Genomic DNA, 25,524 nt, shown 5'->3' with positions numbered 1-25,524 from the left:
AAGGCGGTGATCGCACCATGTCTAAGGCGGATATCACTTCATGGGACGAGAACATTCTTCAGGTCTCGGTGCCCATGGACTCGCCGCTTCGTCAAGTGAACAGCTATATTCTGCCCGATGAGGATGGCAGAATTACTATTATTGATCCCGGTCCGCGTAGCCCGGAGACAGAAAAATGCTGGCAGGCGATCCTGCAGGAGCTGGGATTGTCGTGGAAGGACGTGCGGGATATCGTCGTAACACATCATCATCCCGATCATTATGGATTGGCGGGATGGTTGCAGTTACAGACCGGATGTAAGGTATGGATGACTGAACGTGCTCATGCCGAAGCGATGTTGATGTGGGGCAGTGACACGGATATCAATGAAGTTTTGCCGTTATATTTCATCGGACACGGAATGTCGGAAGAATGGTCGAGTGGAATTAAAGCGCATTTGGAGAGCTTTGACACGCAAGTGGAGCCGCAGCCGGTTGTAACTTATCTGAATGAGGTAGAGCCTTTTGGGATGGGTGGCCGTGAATGGCAATTGATTGTAACTGGCGGACATGCACCGGGACATGTGAGCTTTTATCATGCGGACAGCGGGCAAATGATCTGCGGCGATGCTGTGCTGCCGCAGATTTCGCCCAATGTCAGCCTGCTTCCAGGCAGCGATCCACAGCCGCTGCAGACGTTTCTTCAGGGGCTGCGGGAGCTGGGCAGCTATCCGGTCAGCATGGCGTTCCCGGGCCATCGGGAACCGTTCACGGGCTTCACGCACCGGGTCAGCAGCCTGCTCGCTCATCATGAGGAGCGGCTGGATACCGCTGCAGCCTTGCTCGCAAACGGCCCGCTGAGCGGCTTCGCAGTCTGCGAAATTCTGTTTCGTAGCCGGGTAACCACCGTTCACCAGATGCGCTTTGCGATGAGTGAGACACTGGCGCATTTAGCGGAGCTGATGCGCCGGGAGCGGGCAGTGATGATAGAGGCGGATGGTGCTATATTATTTGCAGCATCTCAAAGTGCTGGAGACCATGTTAGTTAGAGTTTCTAGCGGGCTCGAAGAGTGATGAGTGATGAATGATGATTGATGGAATGAATTGAGATGTGAAGGTTATGATCAAGTAGAGGTACAGAGCAGTCCTGTGTTATTGGGACTGCTCTTTTTTTGGGTTTTGGTTTTAGTGACTAAGGAGAGAGTATAATTCGGTGCTATTTATATGAATATTGAGCTCCTCAGTCGGATCGCATACCAAACTAATCTTTGATTACATACTCATGCGTTAGGCTGATCATTTGGACTAACATTTGATTACTTTGCTTACGCGTTACACAGATCATTCGGACTCAGATGCAGCTATTCGTGAGTTTTGGGACTTTTGAGGTTAGTATCGGACCGGAGAGGCGTTATTGATAGTATAGAGAGTTGTTATTGGTCATTATTGAGTGAATAGCGACTCTGGAGTCCGAAAGTGTCCAAATCAAAGGGGATATGTGAGTATAGTGTCACCTGAGTCCGAACGCATTACCAAACTAACATTTGATTACTTAACTCATGCGTCAGGCTGAACATTCGGACTAACATTTGATTACTTAACTCTCATGCGTCAGGCTGAACATTCGGACTAACATTTGATTACTTTACTTATGCGTCACACAGATCATTCGGACATAGATGCAGCTATTCGTGGATTTTGGGACTTTTGAGGTTAGTATCGGACCGGAGAGGCGTTATTGCTAGTGCAGAGGGGAGTTATTGGTCATTTTTGAGTGAATAGCGACTCTGGAGTCCGAAAGTGACTAAATCAAGGGTGTTTTATGGAAATAGTGTCACCTGAGTCCGATCGCATTACCAACTAACATTTGATTACTTTACTTATGCGTCACACAGATCATTCGGACTCAGATGCCGCTATTCGTGGGTTTTGGGGCTTTTGAGGTTAGTATCGGACCGGAGAGGCGTTATTGCTAGTGCAGAGGGTAGTTATTGGTCATTTTTGAGTGAATAGCGACTCTGGAGTCCGAAAGTGTCCAAATCTAAGGGGATTGTGAGTATAGTGTCACCTGAGTCCGAACGCATTACCAAACTAACATTTGATTACTTAACTCATGCGTCACACAGATCATTCGGACTCAGATGCCGCTATTCGTGGGTAGAAACACATCTTGCCGAGTAACTAAGTGTTGGTATTGACTAATTGGGGAATTCCTCCCTGTTTTTTGAGGATTGTTGAGGTGTAGAGCGGATATTAGGGAATTTCTCCCTAATATTCTACGAATGTAGCTATAAATTAAGGTTTTCGTAGAGTTATTAGGGAAGAATTCCCTAATACCTTAGGTTTTGAACGATTTTCGGTATTTTTTAGGGAGTTTTTCCCTAAAACGGTCCCAACCCAACCCAACCCAACCCAACCCAACCCGACCCAACCCAACCCAACCCAACCCAACCCAACCCAACCCAACCCAACCCGACCCAACCCAACCCAACCCAACCCAACCCAACCCAACCCAACCCAACCCAACCCAACCCAACCTCAAAAAAAGCGATTGTCTCATAACCCGCAAGGGTTACGAAACAATCGCTTTTTAATTCTCAGAGTGTACCCAAAACACCGGTTACTCCGGTTGTTTTTCATGTTCTGCAAGTTTCCTTGCAGCTTCTTCGCGATCCTCAGGTGAATGCGGAAGTTCGAGGTCTATCTCACGCTCCGCTTGCTTACGGTGTGCGATTCGGCTACTAGCTGCAGCGGCTACAGCTCCGACGATATCGTCGAGAAAGGTGTGGATCTGCCCGGTGTTTTTGTCGTTCAACCGTTCAAGAACGCCTGGCTTAAGCTTGTCCACATAACCATAGTTGGTGAAGCCAATGCTGCCGTATACATTTACGATGGAGAAAGCCAGAATCTCATCCACTCCGTATAATCCCTCATCATTTTCGATCATATCCTGAAGCGGCGGAAACAACTTCCCCTCCTCCGCGAGCATGTCCAATTGAATGCCCGTAAGTACTGCATTTTGCACTTCCCGTTTGCTGAGTACCATCTCAACGTTATGGACACACTCTTCCATTGTTAAGTTTGGATAATATTTTTTTTGCAGAAACATAACGAGCTCTGCGATTTCCTGCAGATTCACTCCACGCTTATTCAACCACACTTTGGTCGCATCTGCGACTGCCTTGCTGTTCAGACTGTAAGGTATTTTTGCGATTGGTTCATCAGCCATGATTAGTCACCTCGTAAGTTAAGTCTTTGCATTACAACGTTCGTTAGCATGATGTTAAGCGCTGGTGTTATCTCAGATTGTACGTTTAGAAGAAGTATTTGTCCAGAAAGCGGAGTCTATGTGAATTAAAATCTAGATCCAACCCAACCTGAAAATAAAGTACACAGGCTTTTCCAACAATTTAGGATAAGCAGTTGTTATTTTTTGGACAAAGGTCTCGTATACATAGCAGTACAAATGCTATCTAACCTTGAAAGGGGTAATAAATGATGAAAACAATGCAACAAATCCGCGGGATTTCCGCGGTCTGCCTACTCGCAGTTCCACTGGCACTGTCCGGTTGTGGCTTGTTCGGTTCGGAATCAGCATCGATTGATGCTCCGCCACCTGAGGTTGAAGCGCAGATGCTACAGACAGAGGGAAATAACACTTTGGATTCAGGTGTATTTGGTCCAGTGGCTCAGGATGATGCACAAACAGCTGTTAAGGACAGCACCAAAACCGCTAAAGCAACGGATAAAACAACGGCTTCCGGTGACCGGACGACCGTATATTTGGAAGATGGAAACGGCTTACTCGCTCCAGTGTCGCTAAATCTGCCAAAAAGCAAAGATTCCAGCACGCTCAAGAACTCTTTAATGGCATTAGTGAATAAGGGAGAATATGCGTCCTCATTGCCAGAAGGCTTCCAAGGCATTCTACCAGCTGGAACTGAGGTGCAAAGCATTACGGTAGACAAGTCGAATCTGGCAGTTGTTGAGTTCAATTCGGAATTTAACAACTACGATGCTGCGGATGAACGCAAAATCCTTGAAGCGATCACTTGGACGCTGACCGGTCAAGATGACATTAAAGGTGTACAGTTCTGGGTAGATGGTAAAAAGCTTACGGAAATGCCGCTTCAAGGTACTCCGCTGGATCGCCCGCTGTCCCGCACAATGGGCATTAACCTGCCTAAACAAGGTCCATCTTTGATGAACTCTAGTGCGGTTACTGTTTATTTTTCCACAACATCTCCTGACGGTATCCAATATTATGTTCCGGTTACGCGCTTTGTACCCGCAGGGCAAGAACAGCTGACTGCTGCTATCAATGAACTGATTGCGGGACCTGAATCCGGAGACGGTCTGGAAATGGTTATGACACAGGGCACATCACTTGATTCGGTTGAAGCCGGACAAAACGGTGTTGTTACTGTATCCTTGACTGACGATATGTTCGCAGATGGGAAGGAAGTTCCTGCCGAATTGCTGGAATCGGTTGTTCTGACTGTTGCGCAAAATACGGAAGATGCTTTAGTTCAAATTCGTTTGAACGGCAAACAATCGATTACCGACACTGACAATGTGGACTATAGCAAACCTGTTTCTGCACCTGAATTTTTGAACGAGCTCCCGTTATAGAATGACCTTCTAAGGTTTAAAAGATGCTTTTGTGCCTCCTCTTTGGTAGAATAAAAGTTGCTCAAAAAGACGCAACGTCCCGAACGGTGAACTGCCGCAATGAACAACAGGGAAACGGGACTCACACTAAACTATTAGCTATACGATGTAGGAGGCAGAAAAGATGAGATCAAACGGGCGAACTGACGACCAATTACGGCCGCTGACAATAACGACCCAAACGAATAAATATGCTGAGGGCTCCGTGATCATTGAGATGGGAGACACCAAAGTCATTTGTACGGCTACTGTAGAGGAAAAAGTGCCTCCGTTTCTTAAAGGACAAGGAAAAGGCTGGGTAACTGCCGAATATTCGATGCTTCCACGGGCCACCCAGTCCCGTAATCAGCGTGAAGCTGCACGCGGTAAACTTACCGGACGTACAATGGAGATCCAACGGCTGATCGGCCGTGCGCTTCGCTCCGTGGTGAATTTACAAGCGTTAGGTGAACGCAGCATTACGCTGGATTGTGATGTGATTCAGGCGGATGGGGGAACTCGGACGGCTTCGATAACAGGCGCTTTTGTTGCCATGGCATTTGCTATTAATAAAATTGCACTACAGCACAAGCTGGCTGTTTTTCCTATAACAGACTTTTTGGGAGCAATTAGTGTAGGTGTTGTAGGGGATAAAACACTGCTCGATCTGAATTATGAAGAGGATTCCAAAGCCAAAGTGGATATGAATGTAGTCATGACCGGCGGCGGTGCTTTTGTTGAGGTACAAGGAACTGGCGAAGAAAGACCATTCTCGCGTCAAGAGCTGGATCTTTTGTTGGGTCTAGGTGAGAAAGGGATTTATGAACTGATTGCCGCACAAAAAGAAGCGCTCGGAGCGATTGCTCTGAAAATCCCTTCCGGCCAGCCGGGCCAAGAGGTGTAACATGAATTCCACAGGCAATATTCTCATTGTCGCTACGAAGAATAAGGGGAAGGTGCGCGAATTCGAGCACGCTTTTGCCCCGTTGGGCCTGACAGTTAAGAGTATGTATGACTATCCGCATCTGCCCGATGTGGTAGAAGACGGAGCTACTTTTGCAGAAAACGCATTTAAAAAATCCAAAGCCGTAGGTGACGCACTTGGAATTCCGGTACTCGCTGATGATTCGGGTCTTTGTGTAGATGCTTTGGATGGCAGACCTGGTGTGTACTCTGCACGTTTTGCAGGTGAAGATGCTACGGATGGGGAAAATAACCTAAAGCTGCTTAGCGAGCTAGAGAGATTGAAACAGGGGGAAGACACAGATCAGCCTTTGCTGAGCACGGCTAGGTTCGTCTGTACTTTATCGCTGTACGATCCAGTTTCCAAGCAGGAGCTAACCGCAGAAGGTGCGGTCGAAGGTTGGATTACTTCAGAACCATCAGGTGCCGGTGGTTTCGGTTACGACCCGCTATTCTACCTGTCGGAACATGAAAAAACTATGGCCGAGCTTACGCTGGAAGAGAAGCAGCAGATCAGCCATCGAGGAACTGCACTGCGACTGCTGACGGCGAAGCTGGAGAAGAAACTGGCAGCTGAAGGCGGCCTATCGCCGGAATAGAGTTTTTTATAAAAGTGGGGGTGTCCAAAAGCCGCGAAATGGCTGCTGGGCACCCCCGTTTTTTATACCTTCCCTTTGAACTAAGCCTCAAACTTCGTTCGATTCTAACACATTTACCCGTATGAAGCTGCCACCCGGACACAGCTGACCTTAAACGTAGCTATTTCCGATAATTGAGATTCTACTGGACCCCAAAGTCGCTATGGGCACGAAAAACACCCCAAAAGAAGCATTTCATAAGGAATAGCAGCACTGGAGTCCGAAACATAGCTCCAAAGGCTTGAAATTTGTAAATAACGTCAACTGGGTCCTTAACGTAAGCCCCAGAGAATGAGTATGACTCTGCACTAATAATGGGATGTTCTCCTTGTAATGGGACAATCTTCTTGTTGGAATCAAAGAGAGCACCCGATTATATCAGCTTCCAAAGAGCAGGTGTAGAAGCTGGCTCCCACCCCTGAAGTGAAGTGTGAGGCTGCAAGCAGGTATACGTTTTTCCACTGTAGGCAACGACATCACCTACTTTATAAGCAACTCCTGTTACCCAGCTAGACCCTCCCGAAGTAGGTGTAGCAGTCGGTAATGGAGTTTGCGTGGGTGTTACGGTTGCTGTAGGCGTCGGTGCCACCGTTGGTGTCAAAATCGGTGTTACCGTTGGAGCTACAGTTGCCGTTGGTGTAGACGTTGCTGTTTCACATACGCTGATGTATTTCCAGACACCGTCCGGTCCGCTAAGATCGGGACGATCGCCTTGTGTCCACCACTTGGCTTCATAGATTGAGCCGTTGTAGGAAACACGTTGTCCGCCAGTATATGCGGTTGCCGCATTCCAGGTCGCTGCCGAGCATTGTCCCGGCGTAGGAGTAGGTGTTGGCGCTACAGTTGGCGTTGGCGTCACGGTTGCCGTCGGAGTCGGTGTTGTTGTAGGTGTTGCCGTTGGTGTTGCTGTTGGTGTAGTCGTCGGAGTAGGTGTTGCTGTCGGTAATGCAGACGGTGTTGGTGTTGGCGTAATGCCACCGTACAGTTTATCGTATTCCTGTTGGGACGAGTTTCCGTTCAGGGTGATTCGCTGTGGACCGCCTGAAAAATTCAGCTTCATCATACCCGGAATTTCAAGTGAAGCTCCGTTTGCAATGGTTTGAGTAGCTGTACCTGTAATACGGTAGCGGTTGAAATCCCAGGCCGTGGAGATTTGCTCAACGCTACCGGCTCCCCATGCCGAGGTTAGGGTTGTAGTTGTTGGCAGGTCGAATTCCAGCTTCCAGCCACCGGGAATATCCGCACCGGTGTTGTTCGTTATTTTTAATGAATAGGTATAGTTCGGATGATCATAAGCGCCGCTGAAGCTGAGGTTGAAGTTTTTAGGTTCAGGCAACTGCGGCTTAGGAGCTCCGCCCGGCGGCGAGGCTGTCTTCAGCTGATCATAGGCAAAATCGGTCAGAGAATTGCCGTACGTATAAGTGCCATCGCTCTGCTCAGAGTAATCGCCCGTTAATTCCCAGAACATCATGCCTCCCAAGCCTTTTTGTTTAATGTAATCCAGCTTGTAGCCTAGAGATTCCTTATCTTCATACGTAAGAAAAACCTTCTTGTCTGCGTTGAACAAGTACGGTGTTTTGGTAACAGGATCGAAGTAACGTTTATTCGCTGGATCTTTGAGCAGATTTAGCACATGCCAGATCGGATTTGCACCAGCAGGCTGCTCTGGTGCGGGATCATTCCAGATGCCGTATTGGCCATCTGCTCCCCCACCGGTTGTCGGAGCTGTGCCGTAAAAGCCGGTATTGTTGATGCCTCCATTCACATTTTTCCAGCCTCGTGAATAATAAGGAACTCCGATCACGATTTTTTCCGGAGGAAGCGTACCGAGATAGTATCGGACCGCCCAGTCGGTATTCAGAACCGGAGTACCCAGCGCAGCAGTTTCAGTATCGCGGGAATCCGGGTACAGTGCAGAATGCGGCCCTACATAACCATTCCACGCACCATGGAAATCATAGGTCATAAGGTTCGCCCAGTCTAAATACTGATTGGCTTCCCCAAGCTTCATGCCCCCAAGAATCCAGGAAGAGGCGGTGGCCGCAATAGTCAGGTCATATTTCTGATTGTCTTGTGAACCTGCCAGATCGAGCTTTTCGCGAAGTTTTTTCATAAGAAGAACGTAGTTGTTGTAATTAACTGTACGCAGCGGTTCTGCCACGGCAAAATCGTTAGGATTACCGGACTGCCCAGTGCCAGAAGGGTACTCCCAATCGATGTCCACTCCGTTGAACTGATAGGTACGCAGAAAATCCACAACACTATTGGCAAAAGCTTCTCGCCCGGCTTCCGAATTCGCCATGTTGAAGAATCCTCCGGAACCCGACCAGCCGCCAACAGAAATCAGGGTGCGTACATCAGGATAGAGCTGTTTGTACTTGATCAGTTGGTTAAAATGCCCCTTAAAAGGCAGGGTAGTCAGCTGACCGGGATAGTCTTTTTCGATTGCAGCTGTACGGTCCATGAGATCAATCTTGTTCGTTTGAGGATTTACCTTGGCGAAGGCGTAGTTAATATGGGTAATTTTATCCCACGGAATTTTGTCTACGGTGTAAAATCCTTTGTTCTCCTGATCGCCCCACTCTGGGAAGTAAGCAACGATTTTGCGAGGATGGTCAGCTGCTGGAGCGGGAGCGGAAGGTGTTGTTTCCGTTGCATGGGCCACTGGTAAGGATGCACCTGTCCCGGTGTAAAGTGGAACCAGAACGATTAGGCTCATTAGCGCAGCAAGGTAACTTATGGATATTTTGCGCTTAGCACGTGCTTTTGCAATCATATTTAATATACCTCCAAGGGGGGGATAATGTTATTTAGGGAACGCTGCTTCCTGCATGACTTTAATTGAGCTTCCAAAGAGCAGGTGAGGTGGCTGGCTCCCAGCCCTGAAGTGAAGTGTGGGGCTGCAAGCAGGTATATGTTTTTCCGTTGTAGGCGACGACATCACCTGTTTTGTACGCAACGCCTGTTCCCCAGCTAGACCCTTCCGAAGTAGGTGTAGCGGTAGGCAAAGGAGTTGGCGTAGGTGCAACGGTTGCAGTTGGCGTTGGCGCGACAGTAGGCGTAGGTGCAACGGTTGCGGTAGGCGTTGGTACTACCGTAGGTGTTAAAGTTGGGACCACAGTTGCAGTTGGCGTTGGTGTCGCTGTTCCGCATACGCTGATGAATTTCCAGACCCCATCAGGTCCGCTAAGATCAGGACGATCCCCTTGCGTCCACCACTTGGCTTCATAGACTGAGCCATTGTAGGAGACACGCTGTCCGCCAGTGTATACGGTTGTTGCACCCCAGGTCGCTGCCGAACATTGTCCCGGTGTAGGCGTTGGGGTTGGCGTCACGGTTGCAGTTGGCGTTGGCGTTGCTGTTGCCGTAGGAGTTGGAGTTGCCGTAGGTGTAGGTGTTGGTGATGTGGATGGTGTCGGTGTCGGCTGCACCACTCCGCCACCAAGATCGGCGTTTAGTTTATTGGTTAGTGTTTTGTTCCGGTCACCACTTGTTTCCCAGAACATAGCACCTGCAAGACCCTTGGACTTCAGGTAGCTGATCTTGTGGCCAAAGGATTCTACGTCGTCATAGCTGATAAAGGTTTGATTTGTTGGATTATAGAGATAAGGCACTTTGGATGTATCATTCCAATAGCGGGTATAGCCGTTTTTGTTGATATAATTAGCTTCGAGATCATAGAAATCATAGCTGCCTTTTTCCCATGTTCCTGTTGGTGAGATGCCAGCGGATACCTGATATTGGCCGTTTCCTGAAGCAGGAGCTCCGCCCCAACCACGACCGTAAAAAGCCATGCCAAGTACAAGCTTGTTCGCAGGTACACCATTCGCAAGATAGGAGGTTACCGCTTTATCGATGTTAAAATTTTGCGGTTCGGTTAAGCCCGAAGCGGAAGCTGCGGGATCATAGTACAACGGAGCATTATGTCCGGTGGTGGTGTTCCAGCTCCCATTAAAGTCATAGGTCATAATATTGATCCAGTCGACAACGGAAGCAATGCCGGCCAGGTTATTGTTGTTGATATACGTTGGGCCTGCCCCGGAAGCAATGGTCAGCAGATAGGTTTTTCCATCCGCCGCGCCGGCTGCATTTAGCTTTTCGCGAACTTTTTGCAGCAGCAGTACATAGTTTTCTTTATCTTCAGGACGGTAGCTATTGCCTGCGAGTCCACCACTTACTGGATATTCCCAGTCGAGATCCACGCCGTCCATCTTGTATTTTTGAATAAAATCAACCGCGGAATTGGCAAAAACCTCACGGGTCGCAGCTGTCGCAGCTACATCCGAGAAACGGTTCGACCAGGTCCAGCCCCCAACGGAGATTAGGGTCTTCAGGTTCGGGTTCTTTTCCTTCAGCTTCCATAGCTGCTTCAGGTTACCTTTGATGGGATCATCCCATTTGTCATCCCCGAAGCTTTTTCCAGTGTCAATCCAAGGGTCACCAAGAACAATCGTACCGTTCGGAACGCTGATGGCTTGGCCTTGTTCATTCTGGCAAGACCAGGTCACCGGATTAGGGCCAGTGGGGTCGGGATTGCCATGAATGCCATTCCAACAAATATCCGCAAAAGCGTAGTTAATGACATTCATTTTGGTAGGATCGATATCTGTTACATTGTAAGCACGCCCGTAAGCGGCCCATGAAGCGTAATAACCAACCAGTTTGTAATCCTGTGCGGCGTTGGCTGTTTTGGGACTGCCACCCAGGGTGGAAAAGAGTGTCAGAACAAGCGCGGCGATCATCGCAATTGCAAAGGTTTTGCGTGAAGCTTTTTTCGTGAAGATCATTGAATTTCTACCTCCTAGATTCAAAGTGTAGTTCGAAATTCTTTTCGGCAAGATGTCCTGACCTTCACCTCCCGTCGGTTGTAGTGCACCATCACCCTTGGCGTCCCTATCATTCTATTGAAGTTCAATTCGTAGATTCAGCAGCAAAAAAGCAGCGGTCCAAATCAAGCCTTACCCATTCAGTAAGCGCTTTCTTTTATGCTTTTTGTGTGCTGCTGTTTCATTGATTTTAAAAGATGTAACATGCTGTGTATGGTTTGAATGAATAGAGGAGGATGTTTGGAAGTTGGATAATTAGGATGAATTAGATATAAATGGGTGATGGTAACTCTTATTCTCAAGCATAGCTTGCAATTGCGCTAGGGATAAAATCAGGTGATATAGGGGGAGAATTTTCTAATTTATAGTGACTCGTCAAAAAGTGAACCCTTTTGGATTTGTATACTCGCCTTTTATCAAGAAACTCATGAAGAAACACATAACCACCGATGTAATGAATATAAATTATATACATGCCTGAAATATTTTTTTATGGAACTATGCAACGCATCGATGTTTCTTTTCGTTATAGTAGTATCATACGGAAGGTGGTGGGCTCACCGATGGTTGTGTGGGTGTTTTGGCTGATCGCAGCCGGTGTCCTGTTTGTTGTAGAGATGATGACGCTTACTTTTTATTTATTGTGGCTTAGTATTGGTGCTTTGGCCGCAGGTTTGGTGTCGCTGATTGTTCCCGAAGCCATTTTGTTTCAGGTGGTCCTTGGATCACTGGTCGCACTTGGTCTGACTATATTCTCGAAACCACTGGTTTCTAGATTTCGCCATTCACGTGGGTTCAAGGATACAGGTACAGAAATCATCGGTAGGCAAGGAGTAGTTGTTGAGCCGATAGAGCAGGGACGTTACGGGCAAGTGAAGGTAGGCGGAGATACGTGGAGCGCGACCTCTGAACAGTCTCTAGGCAAGGATGAGGTTGTAAGAGTAGTGAAAAGAGGCACGACGATTATCGAAGTAGAACGATGGGGGGAAATGAACTAATGCAATGGGCAATTATCGCAATTATTATTGTAGTGGTCGTAGTTTTTGTGGCATTAACAGTCAAAATCGTACCACAGCAGCGGGTAGGCGTAGTGGAAAGGCTCGGTAAATTTAATCGTCTGCTGACACCGGGGCTGAACATTCTGATTCCTGTAATTGATCAGGTGCGCACCTACCATGATTTACGGATTCAACAAGCAAATGTACCTCCGCAAACGGTAATTACAAAGGATAACGTGCAGGTGCAGATTGATACGATTATTTTCTACCAGGTGGTTGGACCAGAGGAAGCTACTTATGGTATTTCTGATTATGTTTATGGGGTAAGAAACATTTCGACGGCAACGATGCGGCAAATCATCGGTAAGCTGGAATTGGATGAGACCTTGTCTGGACGGGAAAAGATTTCGACGGATATCCGTCTTGCTCTCGATGAAGCTACTGAGAAGTGGGGCGTACGGATCGAGCGTGTGGAAGTTATCGATATCAAACCGCCGTTGGATATTCAGGAAGCGATGGATAAGCAGATGAAAGCAGAGCGGAGCAAACGTGCCATTGTTTTGGAAGCGGAAGCTGCCAAGCAGGATATGATCCTACGCGCTGAAGGGGATAAACAGAGTAAGATTCTAAAAGCAGAAGGCGATAAAGAAGCGCGTATCCGTCAAGCAGAGGGTTCACGGCAGGCGCAGGAACTGGAAGCACACGGTGAGGCTAAAGCGATTCAAGCCGTGGCAGAAGCAGAAAAATCACGCATTGAGCTGATTCGTTCAGCAGGTCTGGATGAGCAGGTGCTGGCTTATCGTTCCTTCGAGGCTCTGGCTGAGATTGCCAAAGGCCCTGCTAATAAAGTGTTCTTGCCAACTAGCGCTGTTGAAACGCTGGGAAGTCTTGGAGCGATTGCGGAAGTCTTCAAAGCGAGCAAGGACAGTAAATAGATTTTACAATTCGAGCTTATTCCGTTAAAGTAAAAAGCAAAAACAACCTTATGCATATGAAGCTATTGTTGTTCATGCTAACTTTGAAGGAGAGAAGCTACTGTGACGCAAAAAGAAATTTCACCGCTAGTTGAACTGCTTGGATTACAGCCTCACGTTGAGGGTGGTTGGTACAAAAGACTTTGGAATTCGGAATTTGAAATTTCGCAGGAAGTGTTAGGCGATAGCTATTCTGGATCACGTCATTCGGCATCTTCAATTTATTTTCTGCTTCACGAAGGCGAACAATCTGATTGGCATACTGTATTGTCCGATGAAGTTTGGTTGTGGCATTCCGGTAGTCCAATCGTGCTTAGTCTCGGAGGTAATGGAGATAAGCCTGAGGATGTGCAGGAAGTTATTCTGGGTCTCGATATTGCTGCAGGCCAGCAGCCACAAGTGGTTGTTCCAGCGGGAGTATGGCAGGCCGCGCGTTCGTTAGGCAAAGAGCCGACACTGGTATCCTGTATTGTTTCTCCTGAATTCCATTTTGATGATTTCAAACTAATTGAGAAATAAAGAAGAGCGGGGGCGCTTACGCCTCCGTTTTTTTATAAGGATTTGGGGAATGATGAAGCCATCTGCTATACTTTTTATGGTAGCGTTTGCTTCTTAAGTGGGTAAAAAGGTTAAGTATGTTTAACGAAATAACAATAAGCTTGGAGGGTTAAGTGATGAGTGAATTGAATGCACCGTTCTCGGGTGGTCCTACTTTAAATGATGGGGTGACCATGCCGTGGCTGGGTCTTGGCGTGTATAAGACTAAAGATGGCGAAGAGGTTATTCATGCGGTCAAAACCGCAGTGGAATTAGGATATCGAAGTATTGATACGGCAGCCGGATACAATAACGAAGAAGGCGTAGGACAAGCTATTCGTGATTGTGGAGTGGCCCGGGATGAGCTGTTTATTACGACTAAAGTACGAAATCCTGATCAAGGTTATGAGTCTACGCTAAAAGCGTTCGAGGATAGCCGGCGCAAGCTAGGTCTGGACTATCTAGATCTGTATCTCATACACTGGCCGGTGGCAGGAAAATATCGTGAGACATGGAAGGCCTTAATTCATCTGCAAAAAGAGGGCCTCATCAAATCTATCGGCGTGAGCAATTTTCAGGTTCATCATCTGAAAGATATCATCGAGGATACCGGAGTGGTACCAGTGGTGAATCAGGTGGAATTCCATCCGCTGTTGACTCAGCGTGAGCTGCTGAAATATGCCAATGAACAGAGCATTCAGCTTGAAGCATGGAGTCCATTAATGCAAGGGAATCTTGATCTACCGCTCTTAAACGAGCTGGCTGAGAAGTATGGCAAGACCCCTGCTCAAATTGTACTTCGCTGGGATTTGCAGCAAGGTGTCATTACGATACCTAAATCCGTACATGCGGATCGAATCAAGGAGAATGCGGGATTCTTTGACTTTACGCTTAGTGATGAGGATGTCAAAGCTATCGAGGGCTTGAACAAAGACCATCGATTTGGCCCGGACCCGGACAACTTTAACTTTTAAGGATCGTTCAGATAAGATCGTAGAGTAATTATTGCAAATACAAGCCAAACAGCAAGTCACCGGATACGGGGACTTGCTGTTTGGCTTGTCGATTATCTCAGTTCTCTACGCGCTTATTGGATGGAGACGTTATATTTACGCAGCCAGAGATCCACTTGGGCGAGGTAAGCAAACAGCTGAGGACCGGACATGAGCTGGCCGAACCAAGGCAGATTGGTTGAGGATTCCGGGGAAGCGGCGATCTCACGGATTTTGGCAGCATCAATTAACGGAAGTAGGGGTGAAGTAGAGTCATCCAGAATGTTTAATACCTGAGTTCGTACCGCATTTAAATAGGCAGGATTATGAGTTTTGGGGTAAGGGCTTTTTTTGCGGTAGAGCACATCGTCTGGAAGAATGCCTTCAAGAGATTTACGTAGAATCCCTTTTTCACGGCCCCCCAGATTTTTGATTTCCCACGGAATATTAAATACATATTGAACGAGTCGGTGATCACAATAAGGAACACGTACCTCTAGCCCTGCGCCCATGCTCATTCGGTCTTTACGGTCTAGCAGAGTAGGCATGAAGCGGGTGATATTCAGATAGGACATTACGCGCATTTGTGCTTGTTTTCCCGTTTCTCCATCCAACTTCGGAACTTCAGCCACCGCATCGCTATATCTGTCACCCAAATATTCCAGTGGACGGATCCACTCGTTAATTTCTGGGGAAAGTAGACTTGCACGCATTTTCGGAGCAACTGACCAAGGAAAAGTGCCTGAGGAGAGCATTTCCTCACGGTGGAACCAAGGGTATCCGCCAAAAATCTCATCCGCAGCTTCACCGGAAATAGCTACTGTCGCGTTTTTTTTAATCTCCCGGCAAAATAAGTACAAGGAAGAGTCCACATCGGTCATCCCTGGTAAATCCCTAGTGTACAAAGCATTATCCAGCGCTTCTACAAGCTCCGGGGTATCGAACGAGATGTAGTGGTGGTTTGTATTCAATTCATCGACCATTCGTTTAATCCACGGTCCATCTGCTCCCGGCTGGAAAGTATGACTTTTGAAATGTTTGTCGTTATCTACATAGTCTACAGAATAAGTATCCACTTGTCCCTGACCATTCCGGTTGTAGTAATCCACTGCAAGTGCCGTCAGCGCACTGGAATCCAGCCCTCCCGACAAAAGAGAGCAAACAGGGACGTCTGAGACCAGTTGGCGTTCGAGTGTATCTTGGAGCAGTTCACGCACCTTAGCGGCTGTCTCTGCTTCATTGTCAGTATGCTTTGCGCTCTCCAGCTTCCAATAGGCATAACTGCGCAGACCTTCACGGCTATAGATCATAGCATGACCTGGACGAAGCTCTTGCATATCCTTATAAACACCATGACCCGGTGTACGCGCTGGACCGATGATGAAGATTTCTGCGAGACCTTCAGGACCCACGATTGGTTGTACCTTAGGATGCTGCAGCAACGCTTTAGGCTCTGAGCCAAAAACTAGCACATCATCAACCTTGCTATAGAACAGGGGTTTCACACCTAAACGGTCACGTGCAAAAAAGACTTGGTCGCGAAGACCGTCCCATACTGCAAAAGCAAAGATTCCATTGAGCTTCTCTGCGCAATCCGGCCCCCATTCGATATAGGAATGCAGCAGCACTTCTGTATCGCACTGGGTGCGGAATTGATGCCCTCGCTGCTTAAGTTCTTGTTTGAGTTCGAGGGCGTTATATAATTCGCCGTTGTAAACAATCGCGTATACCTGTTCCTCATGGCGGGTGATCATGGGCTGGGCACCGTTCTCCGGATCGATAACGCTAAGTCTGCGGTGACCGAAAGCACAGGGGCCTGAGATCCAGGTTCCGGCTGCATCGGGGCCGCGGTTTGCTAAAGTTTCAGTCATTTTGACCAGCAGCTGCGAGTGCTGAGTGAGATCTCCGCGCCACTGGATAAATCCGGTTATTCCGCACATGATGGTTCATCCTCTCTTTTGTGCGATTGTTGTCCTTACTTTTTTGCCAAGTAATACAGATATATGCCGAAGGAAGGCATAAAATGTATGTCCTTATCCGAACACTAGGGGAGAGGGGAATTTGCCAGGAGGGAAGGATGACAGGTGTATTATATTAAAGACGCCAAAATTCGCAGAATGATGGAGTACGATGGTGCGCCTTGTGCAGAAGTGGGTGTTTTGCCGGGTGCTGTTAGTGATCCTGCGCTTTTGGTGTATATCGTTGAGGATCGGCGTGAAGAGGGATATGAGATTGTCCGTATTCTGACTAATGATGCTGATACCTCTACCGATTGGTTTGATAACAATATGCATGACGCTTTTCAAGATGTGACCTCGAGTGCATTTACAGGCAGCAACTTCATGTCGCCAGAAGATGAGCATTCCAAGTTTCAAAGAGAATTACTCACTTTTGGGGATTTGAAAAAGCAGCTGGAGAAGCGTTTTCGAAAGCTGGAGTAAATAACGAAGGCTTGTAAAGTGTACACTGGAATCGCTGAAAAGGACGGCAGAAATGCCGTTCTTTTCATTTCCTGTGGTTATACTGACGTGTAAAAAAACCGCACCGAAAACTCTTTTATTATTTTTCTAAGTTGTTTTGACTTGAAAAATCCGCTGAATAAGGTATAATAAATATCGTTGCGTCAATACATAGTATTTATTTCTTATATGTCCCGGTAGCTCAGCTGGATAGAGCATGCGCCTTCTAAGCGCACGGTCAGGGGTTCGAATCCCTTCCGGGACGTCAATTAACAGCCTTCCTTCGGGAAGGCTGTTTTTGCGTGCGCGAGTTTTAGTTCGAGGTCACACACGGGATACCTTTGTCTTCCTTCTTGAACTAAACGTCGAAATTCGAGTCATCGTTGAACATTAAACTTCAAACGACTAGATCACATTTGTACATACGCAGCAGCTATCGGACTCAGATGACCTTAAATGCTGAAAAGTATGGGATTTTCGATGTTATCGGACTCCATTATCGCTATTGGTATCAAACGTGCCCCAAAAGAGCCGCTTTCTCAGGAATAGCTGCACTGGAGTCTGAAACGTTGTTCAAAAGACGATAAATGAGCAAATAAGGTCATCTGAGTCCGCGAGCCTCCTCAGCAACAGAAAGTGCTGGTTACTTGGTGTGATGAGCTACTTGTAGGCGGTGGAGAATTACGGTTTGAGCATCGATTGGTGTGAACGCTTGGGCGTGTTTAGCTACTAATCATCGTTGAACATCAAACTTCGAACGACTAGATCACATTTGTACATACGCAGCAGCTATCGGACCCAGATGACCTTAAATGCTGAAAAGCGCCACATTTGCGATGTTATCGGACTCCATCGTCGTTATTGATGCCAAACGTGCCCCAAAAGAGCTACTTTCTCAGCAATAGCTGCACTAGAGTCCGAAACGTTGCTCAAAGGGCGATAAATGAGCTAATAAGGTCATCTGAGTCCGCAAGCTTCCTCAGCCTCAGAAAGTAAATGGTTACTTGGTGTGATGAGTTACTTATTTTGCACATATGCAGCAACTATCGGACCCAGATGACCTTAAATGCTGAAAAGTGTGGGATTTTCGATGTTATCGGACTCCATCGTCGCTATTGGTATCAAACGTGCCCCAAAAGAGCCGCTTTCTCAGGAATAGCTGCACTGGAGTCCGAAACGTTGCTCAAAAGGCGATAAATGAGCAAATAAGGTCATCTGAGTCCGCGAGCCTCCTCGGTCTGAGTAATGCTGGTTACTTGGTGTTGTGCATCTATTGTTGTTGACTGCATGGCGAGTTTGATGGTGGGGACTTACGGTTTGAGCATCGATTGGTGTGAACGCTTGGGCGTGTTTAGCTACTAATCATCGTTGAACATCAAACTTCGAACATCTAGACCATATTTGCACATACGCAGTAGCTATCGGACCCAGATGACCTTAAATGCTGAAAAGTGCCACATTTGCGATGTTATCGGACTCCATCGTCGCTATTGGTGCCAAACGTGTCCCAAAAGAGCCGCTTTCTCAGGAATAGCTGCACTGGAGTCCGAAACGTTGCTCAAAAGGCGATAAATGAGCAAATAAGGTCATCTGAGTCCGCGAGCCTCCTCAGCAACAGCAAGTGCTGGTTACTTGGCGGTGTTATGTACTAATCGCCGAAGAATGTAAATTACCCATTATGCGCACGCTAACCTCAAGCCATAAAAAAGACCGCTCCTAAAGAAGCGGCCAGATTTCCTCCCAGACGGTGTCCAGGATGCCCTGCATGTTATCTTCCATGCTGTTAATTGCAATGACTGCTTGAGCGTCCGGCACCACAAGACAGAATTGTCCATGAGCGCCATCGGCACGGTAAGCGTCGTGGGAGCAGAGCCAGAATTGGCAGCCGTATCCTTCTCCCCAGTCACCGTTTCCATCATTGTCGATCTGTTTTTGTGTAACAAAATCGATCCATGCTGCGGGAATCAGTTGCTGGCCCTGCCACTTTCCTTGCTGTAAAAGCAGCTGTCCAAACCGGCTTAACTCTTCCGTGTTAATCTGAAGTCCGGCACAGCCAAGGGTGATCCCTTGAGGCGTTGTTTCCCAATCGACATTGTTTATGCCCAGAGGTGCAAACAAACGAGGTACCAGATAATCCTTTACGGTTTGCCCGACGCGGGCTTGCACCATTGCAGAGATCATAATGGTATCTCCGCTGCTGTATGTAAATTTCTCTCCGGGAGCTCTGTCTAAAGTCAGAGATAAATAATGCTGCACCCAATTTTTATCCTTCAAGGCTAATCTCTCTTCAGCCCAAAATGGAGGGGAATCGTGCCCTGTACTCATTCGCAGTAAATCGAACAAAGTTATATCTCCGGGCTGCATGGAAGGAGGTGTTTGTTTAAGAGGAGAGACATACTCCGGAAAAACATCTTTAAGCGTTGTTTCCAGTGTCAGCTTCCCTTCATCAATGGCAAGACCTACTGCCATAGAAGTAAAAGACTTGCTGACGGAATGCTGCAAGCGCCGAATATCCTCCGTGAGATCCAGTTTTCCCACAAGGTTTCCGTTTTGAAGCACACGAACATTGAAGATATTCAGGTTTCGTTCACGAGCCTTAGCTGCGAATTGAGCCATGTTCAACATAAAAAGAGTCCTTCTTTCTCTTGATATTCCTAGCTAGGTAGCGAAGTGACAAAAAGAAAAACTAGAAAAATGAGTGGAAACGTTTTCTGTTAAAACGATAAAAATCACTAAATTGATGGTATTCCATTCTTATTTTAAAGTCAATAAAGTAAGGAAAACTATTGTTTGATATATAAATACCAATTACTTCTAATTTCTAGATTGAGTAACTATAGACTTATTGTAATTTTAACCAAATAAAAAGTGATGAATCACAATTTTTTTTGTGTTTTTAGTTGACTTATAAAAATTACCTGTTCATAATGGACGAAGTAAGCGGAAAAAACACGCTAAGGACTCAAAATGATGTCGTGGGAAACGTTTCCCATCATTTCATGCGTTTCCACAACCTGATTTTCATCGGGTGAAGGGGGGACTCATCATAGGAGTGGAGCAAGGTAAATATGAATATCAAAGATATTGCAAGGCTATCAGGCGTGGGTATCGCCACAGTCTCCAGAGTAATCAATAATAGCGGTGTTGTAAGCGATACAACTAGAGCTAAAGTAATGGCGGTTGTTAGAGAACATAACTATATTCCAAATGGTAATGCGAGCAACTTGAAAAAGACGCGATCTAATACCATAGCGCTAATGGTAAAAGGGATCTCAAACCCGTTTTTTGCAGACATGATCAAGGAAGTTGAACGCCAGGTGAACTTGCGGGGATGTCCGCTTATGATCCAGCATGTAGAAGATGGAGTAGATGAGATCGATATCGCTCTACAGCTTGTAAAAGAAAAAAATCTATATGGCGTAATTTTTATGGGCGGAACGTATGATCATTCCGAAGATAAATTCAAACAATTAAAAGTTCCATTTGTTCTGACTACCATCACGACTACAAAAGAAGTCGATCCTGCTGTTTTTTCAAGCGTGATCATTGATGATCTTCAGGAATCTTATAAGGCTGTCAGCTATTTAATCTCATTAGGACATCGCAATATCTGCTTTTTGGCCAGATTTCCTCTGGTACAAAATACGACAGGCAACCGGCGGCTTATGGGATATATCAAAGCGCTTGAGGAGCATGGAATTGAGTACGACCCTTCAATGGTAGAGGATTGTGAATATAGTCCAAGCTCTGGCTTTACAGCTACCAAACGTCTGCTCAATAAGAAAAAAGATATCACTGCTGTTTTTGCTGCATCAGATACGATTGCCATTGGGGCTGCTAAGGCGTTATTGTCTTTGGGCTTATCAATTCCAAATGATGTTTCGATTATCGGATTCGACGGGATTGAAATGGCAGAATATTATCATCCATCTCTGGATACGATCAGCCAACCCGGAGTGGATATGGCGAAGGCCAGTGTTGAAATTTTGTTTGACCTGATCACAGGTGATTCGCAAAACAAACATATGGTATTCGAATCCGTACTGGTTAAGCGGGGATCTTGCAAGAAAATAAACAAATGAATAAGAACGAAAAGGAGATAACTCATGGCATTATTAACAGTTGAGACAGGCTCTCCTACTTTGAGAATGACAACGACCATCAGTATTATCTCCCCCGTCGATTCAGGCAACATGTCTGGAGGAACGCTCTACCTGCTGCATGGTGCTGGTGATAACGCCAGTACTTGGCACAGGATGACTACTATTGAGCAGTATGCAAGTCAATATGGTTGTACAGTCATAATGCCGCAAGTAAACAGGAGCTATTATACAGACATGGAGTACGGACTGGACTACTTCCACTATGTGACCCATGAGCTTCCCGAGCTTTGTGGTCGAATGATGAGGTTGGATGATAATCCGCAGAAGACGTATATCGCTGGTTTATCGATGGGCGGGTATGGCGCTCTGAAATGTGGACTTACCTATCCCGAGCGTTACAGCAAAGTGGTTTCGTTATCAGGGGTTACCGATCTTCAGAAACGATTAAACGATCCGCAAATGTCCAAGGACATGGCGAGGGAGATGGCGGGTACTTTTGGAAAACGCTTACAAATTAAGCCGGATCAGGATCTGTACGCTTTAGCCGCTAAATTGGTCGACGATAGACGTAACCTGCCTTCGATTCTGACTTGCTGTGGTTCGGAAGATCCGTTTGTGGAGATGAATCGGGAATTCGCAGCTTACCTGGAGACGACCCCTTATGAATTTCAGTATGTTGAGACCCCTGGAACTCATGAATGGCGATTCTGGGAGGAACATCTGAAGACAACCTTTGATTTCTTGTACAACTAAAAGACATAAGCAGAGTGAGGAGATGCAAATTGAAATCCGAAGTTGCAATACCGGCTAAAAAAATGAACGACAGCAGATTCCAACTGTTCCTAAGAGAAGTCTGGAAGAACAGAATGGTCTATACTCTGGTGCTTCCTGGACTAGTGTGGCTTTTCCTATTCGCTTATCTGCCGATGGGTGGTCTATCTCTGGCTTTTAAAGATTTTAAAGCGAATTTAGGAATTTGGGGCAGCCCATGGAGCGGATTCGAGAATTTCACCTATGTGTTCCGTGACCCAGCTTTTATTGACGCCGTATGGAGAACGTTAACCATTAACATCGGTAAGCTGATTATTCAGTTCCCTTTTCCAATCATATTGGCATTGCTGCTGAATGAACTGCGCATGAATCGTTACAAAAAAGCTTTACAGACGGTGTTTACATTTCCGAACTTCCTGTCATGGATCGTAGTATCCGGGGTTGTTATCAATGTGCTTTCCTATGATGGTCTGGTCAACAGCCTCATTCAAATGTTTGGCGGGACAGGCATTAACTTCCTAGGTTCTGAAAAAATGTTCGTTCCGATGTTGTATCTTACGGATATCTGGAAATCAGCAGGTTGGGGAGCCATTATCTTTATGGCCGCTATCTCTGGTATTGATACAGACCAATATGAATCCGCACAGATTGATGGTGCCACACGCTTGCAGCAAATGTTCCGCATTACTCTGCCTAACATTCTTCCGACGATTACGATCATGTTTATCCTTTCCGTCGGTGGCCTGATGTCATCTGGATTTGACCAAATCTTTAACTTGAGCAACGCTGCAACGAAAAACGTCTCAGAAGTACTAGATGTGTATATCTACCGAATCACGTTCCAGTCTTCAACAGACTTTTCATTCTCCACTGCAGTCAGTTTGTTCCGTTCACTTGTTAATATGATTCTGCTGATTCTGGCAGACAGAGCTGCCAAACTTATGGGCGGAGACGGTTTATTCCGGTAAGAAAGGAGTGCAAATGTATGAGTAAAAAAAAGCTGACCATTATGCAAGACCATAAAAAAATGACCGCTATGGATTATGTGATTTTCGTAATTCTGAGTGTAGGCGCTTTGGCCATTCTTATTCCATTCTGGAATGTCATTATGATTTCTTTTTCTACGCAAAAGGAATACGCTGATAACCCTATGATGTTATTTCCGAAGAACCCAACACTGGAATCCTATCGGGCACTCTTTGCTGATGGGCGGATCGGGACAGGGTATTGGAATACCTTTAAGATCTTAATCTTAGGACTCCCGCTTAGCTTGTTCTTAACGACAAGTATGGCTTACGGCCTTAGCCGCAATAAATTCCCGGGTAAAAAGCTCATTTTTATGCTTGTCCTGTTCACAATGATTTTTAATGGCGGGATTGTACCTTTGTACCTGGTGATGAAGGATCTGCATCTGACAGGCAACCTTTGGTCAGTTATTCTGGCTGGAAGCTTCAGTGCGTTTAACCTGATTCTGATGTCGAACTATTTTAGCAGTCTGCCTGAGTCCCTGATGGAATCTGCGCGACTTGATGGTGCTGGGGAATGGAGAATCCTGTTCTCTGTAGTCCTGCCATTATCTGCTCCAATCGTAGCTACCATCACATTGTTCTACGGAGTAGCCTTCTGGAATGGATGGTATGACGCCATGATCTTCCTGCGGAAAGCGGATCAGATGCCACTGCAGAACGTGTTGCGATCTATCATTATGGAAGCCCAAGTGAATGCATCGAATGCCACAAGTGTTGACGCAGTGGGTAAGCAATCATTCTCTATGGGTATGAAAATGGCGGCAGTATTCGTTACCATGGTTCCTATTATGTGTTTCTTCCCAATGCTCCAAAAGCACTTTGCCAAAGGGGTACTTACAGGGGCTATCAAGACCTAGTGGTTTATGATTTATCCATATAAAAGAGGGTCAGTCACACAATTTAAGGAGGACAAAATGAATATTTTAAAAAGAAAATCTGTAAAGTCAATCCTTGCCGGTGTTTTATGTCTTACTCCAATCATGTTGGCAGCATGCTCAAGCTCAGACAACAATGCTAATAGCGGAAATTCAGGCAATCCAACAGATGGATATAAAGATGAGTTGAAGATTTCGTTAGCCAGTACCATTAAGACAACAGAATCTGATTTTGATAACGTGTATCATAAATATTTTACGGATAAGTTCAATATTAAATGGGATTACAACTATATTGAATGGGATTCATGGGCTGAGAAGCTTCGCCTATGGATTAACTCTGGTGATCTTCCTGACGTAGCAAGCTGGAACTATGTTCACGGTGATGCGCTTAATTACATTGATCAAGGGCTCCTGTACAAGCTGCCAGATGACTGGAAAGAACGCTGGCCGAATGTGGCAGCCGCTTATAAGCTGACAGGACTTGGCGATGAATTGGAGAAAGCGGTAGGTGGCACTTATGTTCTGCCAAGACCGGTATACTTTGAGAACAAGCCGGCAGATCCGCTCATTAACCAAATCGGAGTAATTGCTCTGCGTTCTGACTGGGCTAAAGCCGTTGGTTTTGAATTGAAGGATGCTTACACTACTACAGAACTGATGGAATTTGCTAGATTGCTTAAAGAGAAAGACCCTGGCAAGGTAGGAGATAAACTCATTCCTATTTCTTATGACATCAACGATGCTTTGACTAATATTGTAATGGCTAATAGCGTGCACTCCAGAGTAGAGTCAGCATTCTATAAAGATGCAGATGGAAAATACCAATGGGGTCCAGCCAACGATGAAACGTTAGCGGCACTGAAAGAACTTCAAACTACTTATAAAGAAGGATTACTGCACCCTGAGTTTTATACTTGGAAAAATGGCGAATCTGGCCAAAAGTTCACAGTTAACGGTGTTTCCGGTATTACGAGTCTAGGTGGTTTGGCTTCTTACAGAAAAGACATGGACGTTAAAATGAAAGATAACCTAGGTGTAAATAGTGATGACCTAGTACACACAGCTATTGTACTTGGCGATGACGGTAAATATCGTAACCTTGATCAAGTTAACTTCTGGTCTGCTGTAATCTTTTCGCCAGATATTAGCAAAGAGAAATTTGAACGGATTATGGACTTCATGGAATATACAACAAGTAAAGAAGGTCAATTGACCGTTAACTTGGGCTTTGAAGGAACAGATTGGAAAAAAGGCGAAAATGGCGAATTAATCAGCCTACTCCCTGAAGGAACAACATTGGATAAGAAATATCCGAACCGTTTTGAAGGACTGTATGTCTTGGCGGATGACTTTAGTGTCGTGAACCCTGCGATCAAAAAAGAATATCGCGATCGTTCTGTAGAACTGTTCAAAGAAAAAGCTGAGCTTGCGTTAAAAGACAAAGCAACGGCTGAATATGACTGGGATTACCAGTTGTATGATTCCAAGGCTAAAAATCAGGCTTCCTTTGACTATGCTACAGAATACACTAACCTGATTTTGAAACCAGGCGATCTAGAGACGAACTGGAAAGAATGGGTTAAGAGCAAACAATCCCTCGTTCAGCCGGTTCTAGATGAACTAAACAATCTAAAAAAATAGCTTTCGCCCTATGCATGTAGGAATGAACCTACAGGACCCGCGTGCAATTCTTGCACACGGGTTTTTCCATTCATAGGCATCGGCAGA

At 46.1% G+C, this 25,524-nt stretch carries 19 protein-coding genes and 1 tRNA gene; 15 read left to right on the top strand and 5 right to left on the bottom strand.

Going from position 1 to position 25,524, the window contains the following annotated elements:
• Window positions 1–17: 17 nt before the first annotated feature.
• Window positions 18–1,028: an MBL fold metallo-hydrolase gene (locus NSS82_RS26690; RefSeq protein ID WP_076272778.1), complete on the top strand. Its 1,011-nt coding sequence runs from the start codon at window positions 18–20 to the stop codon at window positions 1,026–1,028.
• 1,571 nt (window positions 1,029–2,599) lie between these two features.
• Here NSS82_RS26690 and NSS82_RS26685 read toward each other — a convergent pair.
• Window positions 2,600–3,208, bottom strand: a complete 609-nt coding sequence (locus tag NSS82_RS26685; protein WP_036686950.1) for a phosphatidylglycerophosphatase A family protein — start codon at window positions 3,206–3,208, stop codon at window positions 2,600–2,602.
• A 269-nt stretch (window positions 3,209–3,477) separates the two neighbouring features.
• Here NSS82_RS26685 and NSS82_RS26680 point away from each other — a divergent pair, with 269 nt between their 5' ends.
• The 3 genes from NSS82_RS26680 (at window position 3,478) to NSS82_RS26670 (ending at window position 6,191) form a co-directional block, all read left to right on the top strand.
• A complete protein-coding gene (locus tag NSS82_RS26680; RefSeq protein WP_170914313.1) occupies window positions 3,478–4,611 on the top strand; it encodes a GerMN domain-containing protein in 1,134 nt (377 codons plus the stop codon).
• Window positions 4,612–4,774: 163 nt separating this feature from the next.
• Window positions 4,775–5,533: a ribonuclease PH gene (rph, locus tag NSS82_RS26675; protein WP_036686952.1), complete on the top strand. Its 759-nt coding sequence runs from the start codon at window positions 4,775–4,777 to the stop codon at window positions 5,531–5,533.
• A 1-nt stretch (window position 5,534) separates the two neighbouring features.
• The gene (locus tag NSS82_RS26670) at window positions 5,535–6,191 is read left to right on the top strand and encodes an XTP/dITP diphosphatase (protein ID WP_038573081.1); all 657 of its coding nucleotides are present in this window, start codon (window positions 5,535–5,537) and stop codon (window positions 6,189–6,191) included.
• A 412-nt stretch (window positions 6,192–6,603) separates the two neighbouring features.
• Here the strand turns inward: NSS82_RS26670 and NSS82_RS26665 are convergent, their stop codons facing one another.
• Together NSS82_RS26665 and NSS82_RS26660 are read right to left on the bottom strand one after the other, a co-directional pair.
• Entirely contained in the window at window positions 6,604–9,006 is a 2,403-nt protein-coding gene (locus NSS82_RS26665; protein ID WP_076273747.1) for a glycosyl hydrolase family 18 protein, read from the bottom strand.
• Window positions 9,007–9,067: 61 nt separating this feature from the next.
• Window positions 9,068–11,017, bottom strand: a complete 1,950-nt coding sequence (locus NSS82_RS26660; protein WP_076273746.1) for a glycosyl hydrolase family 18 protein — start codon at window positions 11,015–11,017, stop codon at window positions 9,068–9,070.
• 512 nt (window positions 11,018–11,529) lie between these two features.
• On the opposite strand from NSS82_RS26660, the gene NSS82_RS26655 reads away from it, so the two are divergent.
• From NSS82_RS26655 to NSS82_RS26640, 4 genes are all read left to right on the top strand, one after another.
• On the top strand, window positions 11,530–12,054 hold the full coding sequence (locus NSS82_RS26655; RefSeq protein WP_256718601.1) for an NfeD family protein: 525 nt from the start codon (window positions 11,530–11,532) through the stop codon (window positions 12,052–12,054).
• On the top strand, window positions 12,054–12,989 hold the full coding sequence (locus tag NSS82_RS26650; RefSeq protein ID WP_036686962.1) for an SPFH domain-containing protein: 936 nt from the start codon (window positions 12,054–12,056) through the stop codon (window positions 12,987–12,989). Before NSS82_RS26655 ends, NSS82_RS26650 begins: the two co-directional genes overlap by 1 nt.
• Before the next feature lie 102 nt (window positions 12,990–13,091).
• On the top strand, window positions 13,092–13,547 hold the full coding sequence (locus tag NSS82_RS26645) for a cupin domain-containing protein (RefSeq protein WP_036686965.1): 456 nt from the start codon (window positions 13,092–13,094) through the stop codon (window positions 13,545–13,547).
• Window positions 13,548–13,702: 155 nt separating this feature from the next.
• Entirely contained in the window at window positions 13,703–14,539 is an 837-nt protein-coding gene (locus NSS82_RS26640; protein ID WP_076225256.1) for an aldo/keto reductase, read from the top strand.
• A 113-nt stretch (window positions 14,540–14,652) separates the two neighbouring features.
• Here NSS82_RS26640 and asnB read toward each other — a convergent pair whose 3' ends face one another.
• Window positions 14,653–16,497, bottom strand: coding sequence for an asparagine synthase (glutamine-hydrolyzing) (asnB, locus tag NSS82_RS26635; protein WP_076129204.1), 1,845 nt, complete (start codon window positions 16,495–16,497; stop codon window positions 14,653–14,655).
• Between the two features lie 144 nt (window positions 16,498–16,641).
• Here asnB and NSS82_RS26630 point away from each other — a divergent pair, with 144 nt between their 5' ends.
• Entirely contained in the window at window positions 16,642–16,998 is a 357-nt protein-coding gene (locus NSS82_RS26630) for a hypothetical protein (RefSeq protein ID WP_036686975.1), read from the top strand.
• A gap of 209 nt (window positions 16,999–17,207) precedes the next feature.
• Window positions 17,208–17,281, top strand: a tRNA-Arg gene (locus tag NSS82_RS26625).
• A 1,451-nt stretch (window positions 17,282–18,732) separates the two neighbouring features.
• On the opposite strand, the gene NSS82_RS26620 is transcribed toward NSS82_RS26625, so the two are convergent.
• On the bottom strand, window positions 18,733–19,641 hold the full coding sequence (locus tag NSS82_RS26620) for a serine hydrolase domain-containing protein (RefSeq protein ID WP_076273625.1): 909 nt from the start codon (window positions 19,639–19,641) through the stop codon (window positions 18,733–18,735).
• Between the two features lie 443 nt (window positions 19,642–20,084).
• On the opposite strand from NSS82_RS26620, the gene NSS82_RS26615 reads away from it, so the two are divergent.
• The 5 genes from NSS82_RS26615 to NSS82_RS26595 all read left to right on the top strand — a co-directional run bounded on the left by NSS82_RS26615 (window position 20,085) and on the right by NSS82_RS26595 (window position 25,437).
• The gene (locus NSS82_RS26615; protein WP_038573079.1) at window positions 20,085–21,098 is read left to right on the top strand and encodes a LacI family DNA-binding transcriptional regulator; all 1,014 of its coding nucleotides are present in this window, start codon (window positions 20,085–20,087) and stop codon (window positions 21,096–21,098) included.
• Window positions 21,099–21,122: 24 nt separating this feature from the next.
• Complete coding sequence (locus tag NSS82_RS26610; RefSeq protein ID WP_076273626.1) at window positions 21,123–21,872, top strand: alpha/beta hydrolase; 750 nt, start codon at window positions 21,123–21,125, stop codon at window positions 21,870–21,872.
• A gap of 62 nt (window positions 21,873–21,934) precedes the next feature.
• Window positions 21,935–22,858, top strand: a complete 924-nt coding sequence (locus NSS82_RS26605; RefSeq protein ID WP_036687012.1) for an ABC transporter permease — start codon at window positions 21,935–21,937, stop codon at window positions 22,856–22,858.
• Window positions 22,859–22,875: 17 nt separating this feature from the next.
• A complete protein-coding gene (locus NSS82_RS26600) occupies window positions 22,876–23,775 on the top strand; it encodes a carbohydrate ABC transporter permease (RefSeq protein ID WP_036686985.1) in 900 nt (299 codons plus the stop codon).
• Between the two features lie 57 nt (window positions 23,776–23,832).
• Window positions 23,833–25,437, top strand: a complete 1,605-nt coding sequence (locus NSS82_RS26595) for an extracellular solute-binding protein (RefSeq protein ID WP_076101011.1) — start codon at window positions 23,833–23,835, stop codon at window positions 25,435–25,437.
• Window positions 25,438–25,524: the final 87 nt, after the last annotated feature.

The sequence above is a fragment of the Paenibacillus sp. FSL H7-0735 genome, assembly GCF_038008505.1.
Lineage (GTDB): Bacteria > Bacillota > Bacilli > Paenibacillales > Paenibacillaceae > Paenibacillus_AQ > Paenibacillus_AQ odorifer.
Note: the sequence above shows the minus strand (reverse complement) of the source record. Positions and strands in the feature narration are given on the sequence as shown.